27 protein-coding genes are annotated in these 16,615 nt (G+C 69.6%); 10 read left to right on the top strand and 17 right to left on the bottom strand.

Annotated features, from left to right (window positions below):
• The first annotated feature begins 154 nt into the window (after positions 1–154).
• Positions 155–805, top strand: a complete 651-nt coding sequence (locus OG373_RS34685) for a TetR/AcrR family transcriptional regulator (RefSeq protein WP_405442514.1) — start codon at positions 155–157, stop codon at positions 803–805.
• 27 nt (positions 806–832) lie between these two features.
• Here the strand turns inward: OG373_RS34685 and OG373_RS34680 are convergent, their stop codons facing one another.
• The 8 genes from OG373_RS34680 to OG373_RS34645 form a co-directional block, all read right to left on the bottom strand.
• Positions 833–1,246, bottom strand: a complete 414-nt coding sequence (locus tag OG373_RS34680; protein ID WP_397733834.1) for a gas vesicle protein K — start codon at positions 1,244–1,246, stop codon at positions 833–835.
• The gene (locus OG373_RS34675) at positions 1,236–1,457 is read right to left on the bottom strand and encodes a gas vesicle protein (protein ID WP_266479387.1); all 222 of its coding nucleotides are present in this window, start codon (positions 1,455–1,457) and stop codon (positions 1,236–1,238) included. Before OG373_RS34675 ends, OG373_RS34680 begins: the two co-directional genes overlap by 11 nt.
• Entirely contained in the window at positions 1,454–2,296 is an 843-nt protein-coding gene (locus OG373_RS34670; RefSeq protein WP_405442513.1) for a GvpL/GvpF family gas vesicle protein, read from the bottom strand. Before OG373_RS34670 ends, OG373_RS34675 begins: the two co-directional genes overlap by 4 nt.
• Positions 2,293–2,661 carry a gas vesicle protein GvpJ gene (gvpJ, locus tag OG373_RS34665; protein ID WP_405444308.1) on the bottom strand — a complete coding sequence of 123 codons (369 nt, stop codon included), beginning with the start codon at positions 2,659–2,661 and terminating at the stop codon, positions 2,293–2,295. The genes OG373_RS34670 and gvpJ overlap by 4 nt, the downstream gene beginning before the upstream one ends.
• Positions 2,662–2,733: 72 nt before the next feature.
• Positions 2,734–2,982 carry a gas vesicle protein GvpG gene (locus OG373_RS34660; RefSeq protein ID WP_397733837.1) on the bottom strand — a complete coding sequence of 83 codons (249 nt, stop codon included), beginning with the start codon at positions 2,980–2,982 and terminating at the stop codon, positions 2,734–2,736.
• A 27-nt stretch (positions 2,983–3,009) separates the two neighbouring features.
• Positions 3,010–3,729 (bottom strand): GvpL/GvpF family gas vesicle protein, encoded by a 720-nt coding sequence (locus OG373_RS34655; RefSeq protein ID WP_405442512.1) that lies wholly within the window; start codon positions 3,727–3,729, stop codon positions 3,010–3,012.
• Positions 3,730–3,732: 3 nt separating this feature from the next.
• Positions 3,733–4,197 (bottom strand): gas vesicle structural protein GvpA, encoded by a 465-nt coding sequence (locus OG373_RS34650; RefSeq protein WP_397733841.1) that lies wholly within the window; start codon positions 4,195–4,197, stop codon positions 3,733–3,735.
• Between the two features lie 29 nt (positions 4,198–4,226).
• On the bottom strand, positions 4,227–4,601 hold the full coding sequence (locus tag OG373_RS34645; protein WP_405442511.1) for a gas vesicle protein: 375 nt from the start codon (positions 4,599–4,601) through the stop codon (positions 4,227–4,229).
• A gap of 199 nt (positions 4,602–4,800) precedes the next feature.
• Here OG373_RS34645 and OG373_RS34640 point away from each other — a divergent pair, with 199 nt between their 5' ends.
• Together OG373_RS34640 and OG373_RS34635 are read left to right on the top strand one after the other, a co-directional pair.
• Complete coding sequence (locus OG373_RS34640) at positions 4,801–5,862, top strand: histone protein (protein ID WP_405442509.1); 1,062 nt, start codon at positions 4,801–4,803, stop codon at positions 5,860–5,862.
• A 3-nt stretch (positions 5,863–5,865) separates the two neighbouring features.
• Positions 5,866–6,951 carry an SRPBCC family protein gene (locus OG373_RS34635; RefSeq protein WP_405442507.1) on the top strand — a complete coding sequence of 362 codons (1,086 nt, stop codon included), beginning with the start codon at positions 5,866–5,868 and terminating at the stop codon, positions 6,949–6,951.
• Positions 6,952–7,057: 106 nt separating this feature from the next.
• On the opposite strand, the gene OG373_RS34630 is transcribed toward OG373_RS34635, so the two are convergent.
• The 6 genes from OG373_RS34630 to OG373_RS34605 form a co-directional block, all read right to left on the bottom strand.
• Entirely contained in the window at positions 7,058–7,231 is a 174-nt protein-coding gene (locus OG373_RS34630; protein ID WP_266479400.1) for a CsbD family protein, read from the bottom strand.
• 220 nt (positions 7,232–7,451) lie between these two features.
• Positions 7,452–8,054, bottom strand: coding sequence for an alkaline shock response membrane anchor protein AmaP (locus OG373_RS34625; RefSeq protein WP_405442504.1), 603 nt, complete (start codon positions 8,052–8,054; stop codon positions 7,452–7,454).
• Between the two features lie 47 nt (positions 8,055–8,101).
• Complete coding sequence (locus OG373_RS34620; protein ID WP_405442503.1) at positions 8,102–8,749, bottom strand: DUF6286 domain-containing protein; 648 nt, start codon at positions 8,747–8,749, stop codon at positions 8,102–8,104.
• 35 nt (positions 8,750–8,784) lie between these two features.
• Positions 8,785–9,102 carry a hypothetical protein gene (locus OG373_RS34615; RefSeq protein WP_405442502.1) on the bottom strand — a complete coding sequence of 106 codons (318 nt, stop codon included), beginning with the start codon at positions 9,100–9,102 and terminating at the stop codon, positions 8,785–8,787.
• Between the two features lie 83 nt (positions 9,103–9,185).
• Positions 9,186–9,365: a DUF2273 domain-containing protein gene (locus OG373_RS34610; protein ID WP_397733856.1), complete on the bottom strand. Its 180-nt coding sequence runs from the start codon at positions 9,363–9,365 to the stop codon at positions 9,186–9,188.
• 63 nt (positions 9,366–9,428) lie between these two features.
• On the bottom strand, positions 9,429–9,908 hold the full coding sequence (locus tag OG373_RS34605; protein WP_397733858.1) for an Asp23/Gls24 family envelope stress response protein: 480 nt from the start codon (positions 9,906–9,908) through the stop codon (positions 9,429–9,431).
• 284 nt (positions 9,909–10,192) lie between these two features.
• Here OG373_RS34605 and OG373_RS34600 point away from each other — a divergent pair, with 284 nt between their 5' ends.
• The 3 genes from OG373_RS34600 to OG373_RS34590 are packed head-to-tail and all read left to right on the top strand — an operon-like array spanning position 10,193 to position 11,753.
• A complete protein-coding gene (locus OG373_RS34600) occupies positions 10,193–10,717 on the top strand; it encodes an RNA polymerase sigma factor (protein ID WP_405444307.1) in 525 nt (174 codons plus the stop codon).
• Positions 10,708–11,394: a hypothetical protein gene (locus OG373_RS34595; RefSeq protein ID WP_405442499.1), complete on the top strand. Its 687-nt coding sequence runs from the start codon at positions 10,708–10,710 to the stop codon at positions 11,392–11,394. The genes OG373_RS34600 and OG373_RS34595 overlap by 10 nt, the downstream gene beginning before the upstream one ends.
• Complete coding sequence (locus OG373_RS34590) at positions 11,391–11,753, top strand: hypothetical protein (RefSeq protein ID WP_405442497.1); 363 nt, start codon at positions 11,391–11,393, stop codon at positions 11,751–11,753. The genes OG373_RS34595 and OG373_RS34590 overlap by 4 nt, the downstream gene beginning before the upstream one ends.
• A 655-nt stretch (positions 11,754–12,408) precedes the next feature.
• On the opposite strand, the gene OG373_RS34585 is transcribed toward OG373_RS34590, so the two are convergent.
• Positions 12,409–12,672 carry a GlsB/YeaQ/YmgE family stress response membrane protein gene (locus OG373_RS34585; protein ID WP_397734116.1) on the bottom strand — a complete coding sequence of 88 codons (264 nt, stop codon included), beginning with the start codon at positions 12,670–12,672 and terminating at the stop codon, positions 12,409–12,411.
• 83 nt (positions 12,673–12,755) lie between these two features.
• On the bottom strand, positions 12,756–12,926 hold the full coding sequence (locus OG373_RS34580; protein ID WP_405442495.1) for a hypothetical protein: 171 nt from the start codon (positions 12,924–12,926) through the stop codon (positions 12,756–12,758).
• A 552-nt stretch (positions 12,927–13,478) separates the two neighbouring features.
• Here OG373_RS34580 and dhaK point away from each other — a divergent pair.
• From dhaK to OG373_RS34565, 3 genes are read left to right on the top strand one after another with little or no spacing between them, the layout of a single operon-like run.
• Positions 13,479–14,483 (top strand): dihydroxyacetone kinase subunit DhaK, encoded by a 1,005-nt coding sequence (gene dhaK, locus OG373_RS34575; RefSeq protein WP_405442493.1) that lies wholly within the window; start codon positions 13,479–13,481, stop codon positions 14,481–14,483.
• A gap of 51 nt (positions 14,484–14,534) precedes the next feature.
• On the top strand, positions 14,535–15,149 hold the full coding sequence (gene dhaL / locus OG373_RS34570; RefSeq protein ID WP_405442492.1) for a dihydroxyacetone kinase subunit DhaL: 615 nt from the start codon (positions 14,535–14,537) through the stop codon (positions 15,147–15,149).
• A complete protein-coding gene (locus tag OG373_RS34565) occupies positions 15,146–15,592 on the top strand; it encodes a PTS fructose transporter subunit IIA (protein ID WP_405442490.1) in 447 nt (148 codons plus the stop codon). Before dhaL ends, OG373_RS34565 begins: the two co-directional genes overlap by 4 nt.
• 22 nt (positions 15,593–15,614) lie before the next feature.
• Here the strand turns inward: OG373_RS34565 and OG373_RS34560 are convergent, their stop codons facing one another.
• Positions 15,615–16,001, bottom strand: a complete 387-nt coding sequence (locus tag OG373_RS34560) for an RNA-binding S4 domain-containing protein (RefSeq protein ID WP_397733868.1) — start codon at positions 15,999–16,001, stop codon at positions 15,615–15,617.
• 134 nt (positions 16,002–16,135) lie between these two features.
• Here OG373_RS34560 and OG373_RS34555 point away from each other — a divergent pair, with 134 nt between their 5' ends.
• Positions 16,136–16,531 (top strand): molybdopterin-binding protein, encoded by a 396-nt coding sequence (locus OG373_RS34555; protein WP_405442489.1) that lies wholly within the window; start codon positions 16,136–16,138, stop codon positions 16,529–16,531.
• Positions 16,532–16,615 lie beyond the last annotated feature (84 nt).

Genomic DNA, 16,615 nt, shown 5'->3' with positions numbered 1-16,615 from the left:
GCGTCCGGCTTGTGCGCGCCCGCTCGGACCGGTGGTGTCCGACGGGACGAGAACCCCCGGAGGCGGGGCTTTCCCCTTGCCGGATACATGGCGGCCGGAAAACACAGCGATCCCTCGCGAGCGATAGGGTGTAACTCGCGAGGAGGAGGCTGTCATGGGTGAAGCAGCTTCGACGACTACCCCCCGTGAGCGGTACCGGCAGCAGGTTCGGTCAGAGATCAAAGAACGGGCCTGGGAGCAGATCACCGCTGCCGGAACGTCCGCGCTCTCCCTCAACGGGATCGCCAGACTTATGGGCCTGAGCGGCACCGGGCTCTACCGATATTTTACGAGCCGCGACGAATTGCTCACAGAATTGGTTCATGACGCCTACCAGAGCCTGGTGGGGACACTCAGGACTGCGGCTGCCCAGGGAAAAGGGGATCTTGCAGGCCTCGGACAGGCCCTGCGTATATGGGCGCTCGATGACCCGCAGCGGTATTTCCTCGTCTACGGACCTCCGGTGCCGGGCTACCGCGCCCCGGCTGACGTCGCCGCATTGGCGGCGGAGATCATGGACATACTCACCGATGCCTGCGCCGATGTACCCGACGCGCCCGCGAGTACGCCCGAGACCCCACTGGGGGGTGGCCCTGGGCAGTCGGTAGGGCGGGCCGAGACTGCGTCGGCCCAGCGCCTGGCCATCTCCTTCCGGACCCGGCTGCACGGGGTGCTCTCCCTGGAACTCAGCGGTCACTTCGCCGGAATGGAATGCGACCCGGCCCTGCTGTACCAGGCCGAGCTGGACCTGCTCGCGTCCCACTGATGCAGGTCGTTGGGGTGCATCAGGGCATCAGCCGCGGGGCGGAAGAAGGGGGCCGAGGGGGCCGAGGTCGATGTTGAGGTCCTCCAGGGCGTAGCCGTGTTCCTCGCAAAGGTCGGCGAGGCTGTCATGGAGGGCGAGGAGGGTGGCACCGAGTTCTTCCTCCTGTTCGTCGGTGAGATCGCCGGCATCGACGCGGCGCAGGGCTTGGCGTTCGATGAGCTGGCGCAGGAGCTCGATGATGGTGAGGACGAGCTTCAGAAGGTCTTCCCCGACGGCGTCCGGGTCGGTTGTCAGGCGGTGGGCAGGGCGGGCGGGTTTGTCGTGAGGGGCGGGGGGCGCCTGGATGAGTCGGAAGGCCTGGGAGAGGCTGTCGCCCAGGTCTTGGACTCGGCCGGGCCGGGAGTGTGGAGGCGGGGGGTGTTCGGGGTGTTCACGGCTCATCGCGTCCACCCTCCTGCGCCCCGGCGGGGGCGATCTCGGAGCTGACGGAGACGATGAGGGCGCGCAGGGAGATACGGACGAGGTCGATGTCGGCGATGGACAGGACGATGTCGCCGGTGAGGACGACTCCGCCGCTCAGGAGCCGGTCGAGGAGGTCGACGAGGGCGACCTGGCGGCCGGGCAGGGGCTCGCCGTGTTCGCTGACGGTCATGGTGACGGCTCGGGGGCGTCCGTCGGGCCGGGTGCCGGCATGGCGAAGGAGTAGGGAGCCCAGGGGCCGGTGACCTCGATGCGCAGGTCGGGGAAGCGCTGGGCGGCGTCGGCGATGGCGGCCTGGAACGGCCCCGCCTGGTCATCGGGGATGAGGTAGGCGTCGTTGAGGACGTTCTCCTGGGGGCCGGTGAGTTCGCCGCGCTGGGGTGCGTGGCGTACACGCTGGGTGGCATGGCGCGAGGCGATGGTCTCAATGGTCTCGGCAGCCTGTTCTGCCTGCTGGTAGACGGCGTCGCGGGAGTGGCGCTGGGCCCTGCGCGCCTGCAGATAGGCCTTGCCCGGGCTGGCGGCCGGCGCGGGAGCCGCCGCAGGGGGCTGTGTGGCCTCGGGCGTGAGGTAGATCTTCACCCCGTACTCGGTGTGGGCGCGCAGCTGGTCGAGTCGCTGGCTGAAGACGTCCTGTTGGGCGGCGAGCGCCTGCCGGGCCCGGTGGTCGTCCTGGTAGACGGTGGCCATGCGCAGAGGCAGGACGGGGGCTCGGGCGGCGACGGCCTGGACGACATCGTGATGGGTGCGCGCGACGTACTCGAGCCAGTCCAAGTCCTCGAAGTGGTTCTTGAGGGCGGTCTCGTTGAATTCCTGTTCGGCTACGTCGCTGGCCACGAAGGCGAGCGACGCGAGCGAGGTACTGGGGGCAGGCTCGGTGGTGTCGGCGGTGAGAGGAAGAAACCTGAGCGGCGCCCGGCCGATGCCGTGCAGGCCGGCGAGGGCGTCGCCCAGCGGGCCGGTCCGGTGGGTGACTGCGTAGACGTAGGTAAGGCTGCCGGGGGTGTTCACGGAGGGCTCTTCCGTCGTCGGCCGGCCGGTCGGCCACCCTGTTCCTCACCCGGGACCCCTTCTTCGTCGTACGCGCCGGGTTCGAGTCGGCCGCGAAGGGCGTCGAGTTCGGCGCGCAGCCGACGGTTCTCCTGTTCCAGCGGGCTGCCCGTGTGCCGGGACGACAGGGAGGGGTCGTGTTCCCACCAGTCGATGCCCATCTCCTTGGCCTTGTCCACGGAGGCGATCAGGATGCGGAGTTTGATGGTCAACAGCTCGATGTCGAGGAGGTTGATGCGGATGTCGCCGGCGATGACGATCCCCTTGTCCAGGACCCGCTCGAGGATGTCGGCGAGGCTGGAGGAGGAGGACTGCCCGTATGGCATCGGCGCGCGGGAGGCGAAGCTTCCGGGTCGGCCGGGCAGAGGTTCGGTCACGGTGGCCCCTCATTCTTCGACTCAGGGAAGCTGCTGCCGGAACGCTGCGATCTCTTCCAGCCGCTCGATCAGCTCGTCCTCCTGGCGGTCGAAGGTCTCCTGATCGATCTCTCCGCGCAGCAGCTGCTGCTCCAGCTCCGCCAGCCCGCGCCAGATCGGAGCGGGGTCGTAGTACTCCTCTTCCGCCTGGTCGACCACGCGCTGGGCGACCCAGGTGACAGCGCGTACCGGTGCTACGGGGAGCGTCAGCAGGTAGGTCAGGAGTCCCATAGCGTTCCCCTTCCGTGGGTGGGGTGGTTACTGGACGAAGCTGTAGGGGGGCAGCGGTCCGGAAAAGCGCAGGTCGATGTCGCTGCCGATCTCCCGTGCCAGGTTTGCTTCCGCGGTACGCAGGGCCTCCTTGTGCTCGTCGTGCACGAGGAGGGAGAGGTTGAGGAAGTCGCTCCCCGAGGGCGGGTGGGCCAGGTATTCGCGGGAGAAGGGGACGAGCGCCTCGGTCAGGCCGGCCGCCAGCGCCTCCTGCCGTACCTGCACCTCGCGGGCGACTATTTCGCCCAGGGCGAGCGGCAGGCTCGGGTCCCGGTCTCCGCCGCGGATCCGGTCGTTGAGGTCGCTCGCCTCGGGCACGTCCTGAAGGATCTGCTGCAACAAGGGTGCCTCATCGGCCTGCGAGACCCTGACGTGGTACTCGGCGCACCCGTCCAGACGCCCCAGCGCCCCGAGGTAGATCTCCTCGTTGGACTCGAGGGCCTGGCGGACCGCATCGTCGTCGGTGGCGATGTACCCGAACTGCAGCGGCAGGATCACCCCGTCGGCCATCAGCAGCTCCTGGACCTGTTGGTGGGCGTTCAGGTCGCGGCGTTTGGGCCGGATCTCCTCGGCAATGTCGCTGACCACCGCGCACAGCGTGCCTGCAGTGACCGTGCGCAGCGGGGAGGGCTCGGCGCCGACGCCGCTGATGCCGTCCAGCTGGAGGGGGTGGTCCTTCGCGGCGATCGAGTACACGTAGAGCGGCATCGGTTACTCCTTCTCCCGCCGTACGGGGCGCCGGGCGGCAGGGCGGCGTCTCCTGGGTACCTCTTCCTCCGCCTCTTCCTCTTCTTCCGGCTCGCTGGACTTGGAGGACTTACCGGTCAGGGAATCGGTGACGGCATCGACGGCTCCGCTGATGGCTCCCTTGGTCTTCCCGCGGGCCCCTCCTTCCATCATGTTCCCCATGACGTCGGGAAGCTGCGCGGGGGCCTTGCGGCCTGCTTCGAGGTCGAGGCGGTTGCAGGCCTCGGCAAAGCGGAGGTAGGTGTCGACGCTGGCCACGACGATCCGCGCGTCGATCTTGATGAGTTCGATGCCCACCAGGGAGACGCGGACGAAGACGTCGATGACCAGCCCGCGGTCGAGGATGAGTTCCAGGACGTCGTAGAGGCTGCTCGTGCCGCCTCCCTGCCCTCGGGCGACGGGGCCACCGCCCTGCGGCACCATGGTCATGGCGCCTCCTTCCGCCGGTCGGCCTGCGCTCAGGTCGGCCGGTCGATCATGCCGCGGGTGTAGCGGCGGGTGCGTTCGTAGGAGATCAACTCGCCGTCCTCGTCCAGCGCGACCCGATAGCTGGCCATCACGCTGGTGGTGTCCGGGATGCGTTCCAGCTCCACCACTTCCACCTGCGCCTCCCAGCCGTCCTCGGTCGGCTTGAGCGAGGAGACGGAATCCGGAAGCCGGCCCAGCAGTTCAGCGAGCTGCTGCGCCGCGGCACGCATGGCCGCCGCCGCGCCCGTCTTTCCGGAACGGCGCCGGGGCGCAGTGCGCCTGGGCTTTTCCCTGTCCTGCCCCTCGCCGTCGCCGGCGGCGTGCGAAGAGGCCCGCCGGGGGCGTGCAGGTTCCGCTGCGGCCATATGGCCCTCCCTTGGGGAGACGGCCTCACAGAAACTAGAATGTCACCAAACCCAGGTATAAGCCCCATATCGGGGCAGAAGCCTTTCGGGGACGGCCTCCGGCCGGACCTCCTTCTCGTCGCCGGGCAGTGCGTACGTGGGGATCCACTGCCCCCGGGCGACACCACCAAGACCGAAAGCGCCCTGGCAGGGGATGATCATGGAGGACACCACCAAGATCGCGCTCGCAGCCGCTGTGGCTGGCGGATACATACTCGGCCGCACGAAGAAGGGCCGCCTGGCCTTCACCGTGGCGACCTATCTCGCCGGTCGCCGCTTCGGGCTCGAACCCGGACAGCTGCTCAAGGAAGGCGCCTCCCGGCTCAAGGAGATGCCACAGTTCGAAGAACTTGCCGAGCAGCTGCGCGGAGAAGCCCTCGACGCCGGCAAGCAAGCGCTGGCTGTCGCGGCCAACCGGAAGCTTGCCGACCTCGCCGGCGTACTGCACGAGCGCACCCTCGAGCTCACTCGCAGCGGGCGGGACGAGGAGGAGCAGGGCGAGGACGAGGAACCGTACGAGGACGAGGAGGAAGAGGAGGAAGAGGGCGAGGAGGCCTACGCCGAGCCCGAGGACGAGGTCGAAGAAGGCGAAGAGGAGGACGAGGAGGAAGAGGGCGAGCAGGGACCGGAGGCGGAGGCCGAAGAGGAGGAGGAACCCGAGGAAGAGGAAGAGGAAGAACCCGAGGAGGAAGAGCCGGAGGAGGAAGAGCCGGAGGAGGAAGAGGAGGAGGAGCCTCCCCCGCCACCGCGCCGGACTCGTACCTCGGCTCGCGCACGCAGCGGCAAGACCGCGGCACCCACCCGAAGGACCGCGCGGCGCCCCACCCCGGCGAAGAAGTCAGCACCTGCGAAGAAGGCGGCACCCGCAAAGAAGGCCGCCCCTGCAAAGAGGACGCCCACGAAGAAGGCAGCGCCTGCCAGGGAGGCCGCACCCGCGAAGAAGGCTGCGGCGAAGAAGTCTTCCCCCGCCAGGAAGACGGCAGCGAAGAAGACCGCCGGCGCCCGGTCGGCAAAAAAGACAGCGCCGGCCAAGAAGAGCGCCCCGCGCAGGGCGGCTGCGAAGAAGGCCAGCGCCCCGCCGCGCAAGAGGAGCACAGCTCAGAGCCCGGCACGCAAGAGCGCTGCCACCAAGGCCACCGCCAAGAAGACCACAGGCCGCAGCCCGGCACGCAAGACGGCCGCCAAGAAGTCGGCGGCGCGCAAGCCGTCCACGCGGAGGTAGGTCATGGCAACCTCAGACCGCACAGGCTCGTCGGAGTCCCCCTCCGGGATGGACAAGCTGCTGAAGGAACTCACGGGATACCTCGCGGCCCAGGCCGACCAGCTGGCCGACAAGGCGACCGACAAACTCTCCGACGTCACCGACCAGCTCTACGACGTCGCCGACAACAACGGCAGCCTCTCTGACGTCGCCGGCATCGGCGGCCGGCTCCTGCAGGGCGACTCCCCCCTGAAGGCATTCGCCGGCCAGAAGCTCGGCAACCTCAAGGACAAGGTCACTGAAGCGTTCGGTGGCGGCAAAGGCAAAGGCCGCAAGAGCAGTGGCGGCAAAGTCGTCAACATCGTCGAGGCGCTCGACGTCGGCCTGCCGTTGCGCACGGTCTACGACCACTGGACGCAGTACGAGGACTTCAGCGGGTTCACCAAAGGCGTCCGCGACGTCTCCCGCGACGACGACACCACCAGCGACTGGAAGGTCAAGGTCGGCCCCTCAACGCGAAGCTTCAAGGCAACCGTTCAGGAGCAGGTACCCGACGACCGCATCGTGTGGACCTCTCAGGGAGCCAAGGGAACGACCCGCGGCTGCGTCACCTTCCACGAGCTCGCCCCGTCGCTGACCCGCATCGTCATCGTCGTCGAGTACTACCCCTCCGGGCTGTTCGAGAAGACCGGCAATCTGTGGCGCGCCCAGGGCCGCCGACTGCGCCTGGATCTGAAGAACTTCCTGCGCCACGCCATGCTCACCACCGACGAGCCGGAAGGCTGGCGCGGCGAGATCCGCGACGGCGAGGTCGTCCAGACACACGAAGAAGCGCTCGAAGAAGAACAGGCCGAAGAGACGGAGGACGGCGAGTACGAGGAAGGCGGCGCCGAGGAGGGCGAGGAGGAGTACACGGACGGCGAAGAGCAGGGCGACGACGGAGAAGAAGGCAAGGACGCCCAGTACAGCGACGAGGAACTTGAGGACGAAGACGCGGAACCTGAGGAGGAACCGGACGAGCAAGAGGAACCCGAGGAGGAACCGGACGAGGAGGAGGAAGAGGACGAGCCCGCCCCGCCACGCCGACGTCGGCACCGGCAGCCCGCGTGAAGCCGTCCCCTCGAAGCAGCAGCGTTGACACATGCGAGGGCCGGCGGGAGATCTCCCGCCGGCCCTCGCCCCCACATCACCTCGTGTACCAGCTCACCTCGGCGTGTCAGTGCTTCAGTGTGTCTTTAGCCTTCTGGGCTGTTTGCTTCGCGTCACCCAGCATCTGCTCCCTCTGCCCCTTGGCCTCCAGGCTCTCGTTCCCCACTGCCTTGCCCGTGGTTTCCTTCACCTTGCCCTTGGTCGTCTTGGCGACGTTCTTGACCTTCTTACCTGCGCCCATTCGTCTCACCTCCCCGCCACTCGGCGCTTGGCAGTACAAGCCTTCTCAGCCCCTACCCCCCGCGGGAACAGGTACGCATTTCGCGTCATCTAGGAGAAAAGGGACGGTGCGGCGCCTGCACGGCCCACCTACGCGCCTGCAGGGCGACTCTTATGTCCGGTGAGAGCCCGACGCAACCACCCCGCTGTCAGCTCGCGCTCTCGACCGCGGGCAGGGTTCCCTATTCGGCACGGTGGGGTTTGTGCGGGGTCAACCGCAGGTGCGCCCTTGCAGGCAGGGTCCGGTCCGTGGACCGGCGGGCGCGCTCCAGCGGCCCGTCGCGCAGCGCCCGCAGGACGGGGCCGGGCTCGGCGTCGGGTGTGAGGGTAATGGCGAGATGGGCTTCGGGATGGCTCGACGAGCCGTCCATCCGTGCGCGGGCCTGGTGAACACCGGGCAGGTGCCGGGCGTCGGCGGCCAGAGCGTCGCCGAGGGCACCCTCGCGCAGTTCCACTCCGTCCACGGCGTGGGCTCCGCCCACGGACAGGGCGCCGGGGTGAGTTCGGCGCAGCTGCGCCAACAGCCACCACACGGCGAGCAGGGTGACGACGGCCAGGACGGCGATGACCGCGGGCCACCACCATCCTTCGTCTGCCCAGCGGGTGCGGTCGGCGCCGGCGAGCAGGACGTCGTGGGGAGTGGTCAGGGGCCAGCCGTCGGGTGGTGTCAGTGACCAGCGTCGGTACAGGTCGAAGCCGCCCGCCAGGATCACGAGGCCTGTGCCGAGCAGGACAATGCCCGCCAGGGCCAGCAGAACTCGATTGACTGCGGATTTTCTTTTCATCGGATCCCCTTCTGCCTTCTGCTCGGCGGCGGACATCACAGGCGTGACTACTTGTGACGTGGGCGTACCCGGACGTCGAGCGACGGAGGCCGTGCGAGGGCGAGCCGGTCGAGGGCCTCCTGCAGAGCGACCAGGAGATCGGCCTTGACGTCGACGGGGGCGCGGAATCGCACATCCGCGCGCGCCTTGACGCGGTGCTGGAAGAACCGGACCTTGGCAGCGCTGACCCCGGGGACGCGCATCGCGGCATCCCGCAGCTTCAGTTCCGCCGCCTCGCGGTCCAGCACTGCGTGCATCTCCGCGTCGGGAGTCTCAAGGGGCAGCTGGTGGCGAAGGCCCGGGCTCAGGGCCAGGATGATCAGCCAGAGGCCGATAACGGCGATGACGGCGGCCCCGATCTGCAGCGCCGGGTCATCCAGCGAGCGGGCGGCCAGTTCGTCGGCCAGGCGTATGCGCCAGCCTGCGGCGGCCTGGCCGGCACGGACCCTGATCACGTCGAACAGGAGGGTTCCCGCCGCGACCGCGATGATCAGGGCTGTGAGCGCGGCGGGTATGCGGCGCGCGGACCATGGGCGCCGAGCAGCCGAGCGTGGTCCGGCCGGAGGTTGCTCGTCCAGCAGCCCCACCGTGCGGGAGGTGGCCTCGTCCGTCTCGGTGGGCTCCTTCTCGGCCAGGGAATCTTGCTCGCGTTCCATGCCGGCTCTCCTTCCCGGTGGGAATGCGGTCCGGTTCACTGCACGCGGCGGCGCTCCAGGCCGTCGGCGGGAATCAGGTGCTCGATGGCAAGGGTGACTTCCGTGACGCGCATACCGGTCAAATGCGCCACCCGCTCACTGACGTAGTCCTGTAGCCGGCGGGAGACGCCGGCGAGGTCCGCCGGGTAGGGCAGGTCCAGAGTCAGTCCCAACCGGGCCGTGCCGCTGCCGACGGTGACCGAGGCGCGCGGACCGGCCAGTTTCGCGTGAACGCCCGAGGTGTCCGTGTGCGTGGCCAGTGCCTCCTTTGCGGCGCGGGCCGCGATGCGGGCGACCACCTTGTCCGGGATCACTGTGGCCCCGCGTTCGGCCGCCGGTAGCACCGGCGGGGTGGGGGCTGCTGCACCCCCGAGCGGCGCAGCCTCAGGTTGCGGGGTCACTGCCGGTTCCGGGAACGCGTGAAGTCGGACAGCTCCAGGTCACCCTGCACCATGCGGCCGATGATCAGGCCCACCAGGCCCAGGAACGCCACGAGCAGGAACGCCCAGAAGCCGCCGAAGAATGCGGCGAAGCCCAGGGCCATGCCGGCAAGCAGGCCCACGGTTGCTGCGCTCATTTCACTCACCTGAATTTCGCGTCGGTTGTTTCGCGGCCCGCTGAATCCGGGGGCTGCGAGGAGTCACTGCACGCGTCCCTCGCCTTCCTGGTCGTCCTCCTCGTCGGGCAGGTGGACATCGTCGACGGCGATGTTCACCTCGACGACCTCAAGGCCGGTCATGCGTTCGACGGCCATGATGACGCTGGTACGGACGTCGGCGGCGATGTCCACGATGGCGACGCCGTACTCCACGACGACGTCGAGATCGATGGCGGCCTGCCGTTCGCCCACCTCGACCTTCACGCCGCGGCTCACGCTGGGACGGCCGCCGGGGACCTTGTCGGTCACCGCCCCGAGCGTGCGGGCCATGCCGGAGCCGAGGCTGTGAATGCCCGGCACCTCGCGGGTGGCCATTCCTGCGATCTTCTCGACCACGCTGTCGGCGATGGTCGTCCTGCCCCGCGACTCGGGTGCGGTTCCGGCGCCGGTGGGGCCCGTGAGGGTCTTGCCCGCAGGACGTGACTCGTCTCCGCCTGAGGTGGGGTTGATGGTGTCCGACATGAGGACCTCCCCAGGGTGGATGTCCGGGCGCCGGTGCGGCGCCCTCATGCTTAGGACACCTCGCGTGGACATTCCTCACGGGGCTCGTGCGGGGCAGCCCGCCTACCATCGAGGAGTACGTACGCAGGCCGCAACGAGCGTCTTCGACAGGAAGCGAGCGGCGGATGCGCAACCGGACCGACCCCTCCCCCCAGCCTGACGCAGACCTCCCCCTGCGACCGGCAGCGCTGTCGATCACCGGCGTCACTGTGGAGCAGGACGCTGTCGGCACACTGGACGACAGCATGCTGGCGATACGAGCCTCGGAAGGTGACGAAGACGCCTTCGCCGTGCTGGTCCGCCGGCACAGCAGCCGCCTGCTCGCCCTCGCCCAGCATCTGCTCGGCAACCGGGCGGACGCAGAGGACGCGGTCCAAGACGCCTTCATCAGCGCTTGGCGGCGGCTGCCGGAATTCCGGCACAGCGCCTCGTTCAGCACCTGGATGTATCGCATCGTGACGAACCGCTGCCTCAACGCTCTGCGCCGCCGACCCCATCCGTTGCCCCTGGACACCGTCCCCGAACCGGCTGCCGTGGATGCGAACAGCTCACCACCCAAGGTGGCCGAGACGGACGCGGCAGCGGCCGCCCTGACGCAAGCGCTCCTGGCACTGGGCCCCGAGCTCCGGGTGTGCTGGGTGCTGCGGGAACTGCACGGCCTGCACTACGAAGAGATCGCCCACGTGGTGGGCAGCAGCGAACAAACGGTGCGCGGCAGGCTCTTTCGCGCACGACGCGCTCTGATGGAGGCGATGCGCCCATGGCGCTAGACGACCCGCACCCGACCTCAGGCGACGAGCCCGCAGGCGTGCACGCCGTAGCGGCTGAAGCGTCGCTGCATCCCGACGCGGAGCTGCTGGCGGGTGCGGAACTCCTGCCCTGCGGGCGCCCCCTCGGCCGTGCCTGGCAACAGGCCCGCGGCGCGGCTGACGCCTCAGACCCGCACAGCAGCCGCTGTCCCCACTGCCGCGAGGCCGTCGAAGGGCTGACAGCCCTGGACCGGGCAACCCGTGCTCTGCGCGCCGAGGAACAACCCGACGGTCACAGCCTCGCCACCCGGGTCATCAACGCGGTCCGCAGCGAGGTACGGCTCGGCACCATGTTGCTGCTCGACGACCCCGATCACGACCTGCGCATCGCCGAGAGCGCGGCCGCGAAAGTGCTGCGTCGGGCCGCCGACACCGTCCCCGGCGTCCGCGCCGCCAGCTGCCGCGTGGCCGCGACGAAGGACGCCCACTCCCACGCCGTCCATGTCGTCGTCATCACGGTGGCGGCCACGCTCGACCAGCCGCTGCGAGGGCGGGCCGAGGCAGTACGCCAAGCCGTCCTCCACGCGGCCGAACACGTCCTCGGCCTCGCCGTCACCACCGTCGACGTGGAAGTCAGCGCCGTGCTGGGACACTCCCGCGTACCTGGTGACGAGCGGTCCGAACTGAGCGAACCATGAACGTCTCCCCCTGCGAGAACATCCACCGAGCGGCAGCCCGGGCCGCCCTCGACGTTCCCGGCGTAGTCGCCCTCCAGCCCGCGCTCGCCGACCGGCTGGCACTCGCGGCCTCCCGCGTGTACGAAGCCGTGGCCGCAGGTGCCACCGGGCACCACGAGGCGGCCGGCGTCCGCTGCGAGCTCACCCCGGTCGGCGCTTGGCACGTGGAGGTGCGCTGCATCCTGGACCAGGACCACCGCGTCGTCGACGTCGCCCGACGGGTCCGCGAAAGCGTGCGGACGGCCGTCACCTCCTACCTGGCCCAGCACGGCAGGGCGGCGCCCGTCACCGTCGTGGTCACCGTCACCCGCACCGTGTAGCCCGCCGGGCATGCCATCCGCGTGGGTTTCGCTTACGCGCGCTGCGGGTGGACGGCCTTGCCGCTTTGGCCATGCGGTTTCGTCAGCACATGGTTGGCCTGGTCCGCGCGCACCATGGAGATACCTCAACGATTTCGGCGACTGTAGCGTTCTCGTTGTTTGAAACCGGGTAGGTGGCACACAGGGACTTACATAGGGTCCTCCCATTGATTCGGGAATTGGTCCTGCCGACGACGAAAACGCCGGCCCGTAGCTGCGGGAGGCAAGCGTGATGTTCATCCTGGGGCGGCACGGACATAAATGGAGACGGCGCTGGACGCTTGTTCGCTGGATGCGACGACCTCTCGTGGGGATCCTCTTGCGACTGACAGCATGGGGTTTGCGAGTGACGGTGTGGGCAGCTCGGCGGGCGCTGCGTCGCAAGATGAAGCGCGTCCTGCATGGGTTACAGGCGCCCGCGACACGCTCGGGCGTGGATGCCGGGTTCGATTGCGTCCGCCGGCTGGGAGCAACCCCTCGCAGCGCGGGCCTCACCCGGTTCAGACCGCAGTCAGCCGTGCTTGCGGCGCACGAAGGCAAGGAAACGGCTTCGCCCGCTCGCACAGGGAAGCCGTTTCGCGTATCAAAGGGACCGGCGTCCGGTTTCCGTTTCCTGCTAGTGCCTAGCACTCCTGAAGAGGCGGAAGACGCCGAGGAGGATGAGGGAGCCGACGATGGCGGCGACCCACGTCGAGATCTCGAAGAAGCCGTCGATGGAGTCGACTCCGAAAATCACCTTACCGAGCCACCCACCGAGCAGGCCGCCCGCGATGCCTATCAATATGGTGATGATAATGCCGCCCGGGTCCTTCCCGGGCATCAGCATTTTGGCAATGATGCCCGCGAACAGCCCGATAAGAATCCAAGCAAGTATGCCCATGATTCCTTCCTGTCTCGTCGCACAAATGAGCAGTGCACTCCACGCCTTCAATCACTCGCCCAACGGCCAAGGATCCGACGCGGTCAACTCAACGCATCCTTGCCCTTCTCCTTGACACGCCGGGCATTGCCCCGGGCCTCCAGAGCTGCACCCTTGGCGGCCAGCGTCTCCTTACCCATGGCATGGGCTGCTCTCTTCACAGCCCTTCCCGCAACTCGCTCTATCTCAGCCTTCGCTTTTTCACCGGCACCCATATCGTCCCCTTAAACGTCTTACGCTAGGCATATGTCCGCACCGGCGGCTCGCAAACGATTCGCGCGAGACCCGTTCTGGGCGGCCTCAATGCCATGGGGCGGCACGAGGCACAGCAGGGCGGGCAGGCGACGAGATCACCGGAGAGGTACGCCATCCCGGCGTCGGCGGATCTCATGCCCGCTCCAGCCGCGGTCCGGTCGGCCGGTCCGTACCCACTCGTCCCTACGACGCACTGCCGTACCTTCATTTCCGCGTTCGGCCCGCGAAAGCGCCCCGTTGCCGCCGACAGCGCCGCCTGAGCCCTGTGCCACGCCCGGGACCCCGTCTGCCTGTCGCTGCGGGGCCGGCTCCCCTACCGTCACCGTGAGCGGCGTGACGTCAGCACGCCACCTGACAGGTCGTCATTGAAGTCGGCAGGAGGTCAGCATCAGTACCGCCGGAACCCGCTTTCGGGCGCTAAGGACCGCCAAGATCGATAATGAGGGTCAGGCTCTCTGACCTGCAAAAACGCTGCTCATAGGGTCACCTGTCAACCTCACCGGGAGATACGCATGAGGATGCTGATCAACAGTGCGCAGAGCGTGGTTGCCGACGCCCTGCGGGGGATGGCGGCCGCCCATCCCGACCTGGACGTCGACGTGGAGCGGCGCGTCGTCGTACGGCGGGACGCGCGGGCCGGCGGGCGGGTCGGGGTGGTGTCCGGGGGCGGGTCCGGGCACGAGCCGCTGCACGCAGGGTTCGTGGGGTACGGAATGCTGTCGGCCGCCTGCCCGGGTGAGGTGTTCACCTCGCCGGTACCCGACCAGGTGGTGCGGGCCGCGGGGGCCGTGGACTCCGGCCAGGGGGTGCTGTTCGTCGTCAAGAACTACACCGGGGACGTACTGAACTTCGAGATGGCGGCCGAGCTCGCCGAGGAGGACGGCCTGCGCGTCGAGCGCGTCCTCGTGGACGACGACGTCGCGGTGACCGACAGCCTGTACACCGCCGGGCGGCGCGGCACGGGGGCCACCCTCTTCGTCGAGAAGATCGCCGGGGCGGCCGCCGAGGAGGGGGCTCCGCTGGATCGGGTCACGGCGCTCGCCCGGCGGGTCAACGAGTCCTCGCGGAGTTTCGGGGTCGCGCTGAGCGCCTGCACCACACCCGCGAAGGGCAGCCCGACCTTCGACCTGCCCGACGGGGAGCTGGAGTTGGGCATCGGCATCCACGGCGAACCGGGCCGGGAGAGGCGCCCGCTGATGTCGGCGCGGGAGATCGCCGAGGTCGCGGTCGGCGCCGTACTGGAGGAGCTGGCGCAGGTCGGTCCGGCCGACGGGCCGGTGCTGGCGCTGGTCAACGGGATGGGGGCGACGCCGCTGCTGGAGCTGTACGGGTTCCACGCGGAGGTGGCGCGGATCCTGGCCGAGCGCGGTGTGCCGGTGGCGCGGACGCTCGTCGGCAACTACGTCACATCGCTGGACATGGCCGGTTGTTCGGTGACGCTGTGCCGGGCGGACGAGGAGCTGCTGCGGCTGTGGGACGCGCCCGTGCAGACCGCGGCGCTGCGCTGGGGCCGCTGAACGTAGGGTGTCGCAGGGACCGGCCGGACAGGTGCGAGGCGAGGAGAACCAGTGCGTGACGCAGATTTCTTCCGACACTGGATGACGGCCGCCGCGGCCGCGGTGGAGCGCGAGGCGGACCGGCTGACCGAGCTCGACTCCCCCATCGGGGACGCCGACCACGGGAGCAATCTGCTGCGCGGCTTCACGGCCGTGGTCGCCGCCATGGGGGCACAGCCCCCGACGGCGCCCCCGGGCGCGGTGCTCCAGCTGGCCGGGAGGACGCTGATCTCCACGGTCGGCGGGGCCTCGGGTCCGCTGTACGGGACGCTGCTGCGGCGCACGGGCAAGGCGCTCGGGGAGTCCGCCGAGATCTCCGACGCGGAGCTGCGCGAGGCGCTGGCCGTGGGGGTCGACGCGGTGGCGCAGCTGGGCGGGGCGGCGCCGGGTGACAAGACGATGCTGGACGCGCTGGAGCCGGGGGTGGCAGCGCTGGGAACCTCGTACCGGGCGGCCGGGATCGCGGCGGAGAACGGGGCGCTGGCGACGGTGCCGATGCGGGCGCGCAAGGGACGGGCCAGCTACCTGGGCGAACGGAGCATCGGCCACCAGGATCCGGGGGCGACCTCGTCGGCGCTGTTGCTGGGGGCGCTGGCGGACGTGGCGGAGCCGGAGGGCGCGCGATGACGGCCGGACAACGGGACCCCGGCTCCTCCGCTCCCGGTGCCGGCCCGGCCCTGGTGGGCATCGTGCTGGTGTCGCACAGCGCGCCGGTCGCGGAGTCGGTGGCCGAGCTGGCCCGCGAACTGGCGGCCGGCGGAGCCGTGGCCCCGGTGGCCGCGGCGGGCGGTACGGCCCTCGGCGGGCTCGGCACCAGCTCGGAGCGGATCGTCGCGGCCGCGAGGGAGGTGGACCGGGGCGCCGGGGTGGCCCTGCTGGTCGACCTGGGGAGCTCGGTGCTGACGGTGAAGGCCCTGCTGCTGGAGGACGAACTCCCGCCGGGATCCGCGCTGCTGGACGCGCCGTTCGTCGAGGGCGCGGTGGCGGCGGTGGTGACCGCCTCCGCGGGAGCCCCCCTGGCGGCGGTCGCGGCGGCCGCCGCCGAGGCGTACACCTACCGCAAGACCTGACCCCCGGACCCCGCGGCGCCGCCTACGGGCGGCCGCGGAGGGATTCGATCTCGCGGCGTTCGCGCTTCGTCGGGCGGCCCGCGCCCCGGTCGCGGATGCCGACGACGGCGGCCTCCACGGGGGTCGGCGGCGGCGGGCTGTTGTCGATCAGGCATTCGGCGGCGACGGGGGCGCCCACCCGCTTGGACACGGGTCGCTTGACGACGACGATCCGCTCTCGCCCCGCGTGGAAGAGCCGTACCTCGTCACCCGCGCGCACCGGCTGCGCCGGCTTGGCGCGCTCCCCGTTGACCTTCACGTGGCCCGCCCGGCAGGCGGTCGCCGCGGTCGAGCGGGTTTTGGTCAGGCGCACGGACCAGATCCACGCGTCCACCCGCACGGTGCCCGTTTCCGTTACCTCTTCAGCCATGCCCCGACTCTATCGAGGCGGTCGCCGCGGAGCGGAACGAGTTTTGGCAGATGTGCCAATGGATGCGGCATCTGCCATGGAGATCAGGCCAAGAGAATTGCAAATGCGCCACTTATGGCCCTACGTTGTCGCCCATGCAGTCCTACACCATCGGACAGGCGGCGCGTCTGCTGGGCGTCAGCCCGGACACCGCGCGCCGCTGGGCCGACGCCGGCCGGGTCGTGACCCATCGCGACGAAGGCGGCCGACGTCTGATCGACGGACGCGACCTGGCCGCCTTCTCCGTCGAGGTGGGCCAGGGCGCCCACCTCGAGGACGGGGAGCCCTGCACCTCGGCGCGCAATGCCTTTCCCGGCATCGTCACGGCCGTCGAGCTCGGCGACGTGGCCGCCCAGGTCGAGATCCAGGCCGGTCCCCACCGCCTGGTCTCCCTGCTCACCCGTGAGGCCGTCGAGGAGCTCGGGCTGGAGGTCGGCATGCAGGCCACCGCCCGCGTGAAGTCCACCAGCGTGCACATCGACCGCACCTGATCCGGACGGCGCCGCCCGCCGTCCCCCGCGGCCCCCGCACCACCCGCTCGGCGTCACCGAACGTCCCCACCCGCTCCGCCCGTC

Source organism: Streptomyces avidinii, assembly GCF_045161815.1.
In the GTDB taxonomy this organism is placed as follows: Bacteria; Actinomycetota; Actinomycetes; order Streptomycetales; family Streptomycetaceae; genus Streptomyces; species Streptomyces avidinii.
Note: the sequence above shows the minus strand (reverse complement) of the source record. Positions and strands in the feature narration are given on the sequence as shown.

What these genes read in the sequence shown, in the direction of transcription:
- OG373_RS34685 (WP_405442514.1), top strand. Translation starts at nt 155, where the DNA reads ATGGGTGAAGCAGCTTCGACGACTACCCCCCGTGAGCGGTACCGGCAG.
- OG373_RS34680 (WP_397733834.1), bottom strand. Translation starts at nt 1,246, where the DNA reads ATGAGCCGTGAACACCCCGAACACCCCCCGCCTCCACACTCCCGGCCC.
- OG373_RS34675 (WP_266479387.1), bottom strand. Translation starts at nt 1,457, where the DNA reads ATGACCGTCAGCGAACACGGCGAGCCCCTGCCCGGCCGCCAGGTCGCC.
- gvpJ (WP_405444308.1), bottom strand. Translation starts at nt 2,661, where the DNA reads ATGCCATACGGGCAGTCCTCCTCCTCCAGCCTCGCCGACATCCTCGAG.
- OG373_RS34660 (WP_397733837.1), bottom strand. Translation starts at nt 2,982, where the DNA reads ATGGGACTCCTGACCTACCTGCTGACGCTCCCCGTAGCACCGGTACGC.
- OG373_RS34655 (WP_405442512.1), bottom strand. Translation starts at nt 3,729, where the DNA reads ATGCCGCTCTACGTGTACTCGATCGCCGCGAAGGACCACCCCCTCCAG.
- OG373_RS34650 (WP_397733841.1), bottom strand. Translation starts at nt 4,197, where the DNA reads ATGACCATGGTGCCGCAGGGCGGTGGCCCCGTCGCCCGAGGGCAGGGA.
- OG373_RS34645 (WP_405442511.1), bottom strand. Translation starts at nt 4,601, where the DNA reads ATGGCCGCAGCGGAACCTGCACGCCCCCGGCGGGCCTCTTCGCACGCC.
- OG373_RS34640 (WP_405442509.1), top strand. Translation starts at nt 4,801, where the DNA reads ATGGAGGACACCACCAAGATCGCGCTCGCAGCCGCTGTGGCTGGCGGA.
- OG373_RS34635 (WP_405442507.1), top strand. Translation starts at nt 5,866, where the DNA reads ATGGCAACCTCAGACCGCACAGGCTCGTCGGAGTCCCCCTCCGGGATG.
- OG373_RS34630 (WP_266479400.1), bottom strand. Translation starts at nt 7,231, where the DNA reads ATGGGCGCAGGTAAGAAGGTCAAGAACGTCGCCAAGACGACCAAGGGC.
- OG373_RS34625 (WP_405442504.1), bottom strand. Translation starts at nt 8,054, where the DNA reads ATGAAAAGAAAATCCGCAGTCAATCGAGTTCTGCTGGCCCTGGCGGGC.
- OG373_RS34620 (WP_405442503.1), bottom strand. Translation starts at nt 8,749, where the DNA reads ATGGAACGCGAGCAAGATTCCCTGGCCGAGAAGGAGCCCACCGAGACG.
- OG373_RS34610 (WP_397733856.1), bottom strand. Translation starts at nt 9,365, where the DNA reads ATGAGCGCAGCAACCGTGGGCCTGCTTGCCGGCATGGCCCTGGGCTTC.
- OG373_RS34605 (WP_397733858.1), bottom strand. Translation starts at nt 9,908, where the DNA reads ATGTCGGACACCATCAACCCCACCTCAGGCGGAGACGAGTCACGTCCT.
- OG373_RS34600 (WP_405444307.1), top strand. Translation starts at nt 10,193, where the DNA reads ATGCTGGCGATACGAGCCTCGGAAGGTGACGAAGACGCCTTCGCCGTG.
- OG373_RS34595 (WP_405442499.1), top strand. Translation starts at nt 10,708, where the DNA reads ATGGCGCTAGACGACCCGCACCCGACCTCAGGCGACGAGCCCGCAGGC.
- OG373_RS34590 (WP_405442497.1), top strand. Translation starts at nt 11,391, where the DNA reads ATGAACGTCTCCCCCTGCGAGAACATCCACCGAGCGGCAGCCCGGGCC.
- OG373_RS34585 (WP_397734116.1), bottom strand. Translation starts at nt 12,672, where the DNA reads ATGGGCATACTTGCTTGGATTCTTATCGGGCTGTTCGCGGGCATCATT.
- OG373_RS34580 (WP_405442495.1), bottom strand. Translation starts at nt 12,926, where the DNA reads ATGGGTGCCGGTGAAAAAGCGAAGGCTGAGATAGAGCGAGTTGCGGGA.
- dhaK (WP_405442493.1), top strand. Translation starts at nt 13,479, where the DNA reads ATGAGGATGCTGATCAACAGTGCGCAGAGCGTGGTTGCCGACGCCCTG.
- OG373_RS34565 (WP_405442490.1), top strand. Translation starts at nt 15,146, where the DNA reads ATGACGGCCGGACAACGGGACCCCGGCTCCTCCGCTCCCGGTGCCGGC.
- OG373_RS34560 (WP_397733868.1), bottom strand. Translation starts at nt 16,001, where the DNA reads ATGGCTGAAGAGGTAACGGAAACGGGCACCGTGCGGGTGGACGCGTGG.
- OG373_RS34555 (WP_405442489.1), top strand. Translation starts at nt 16,136, where the DNA reads ATGCAGTCCTACACCATCGGACAGGCGGCGCGTCTGCTGGGCGTCAGC.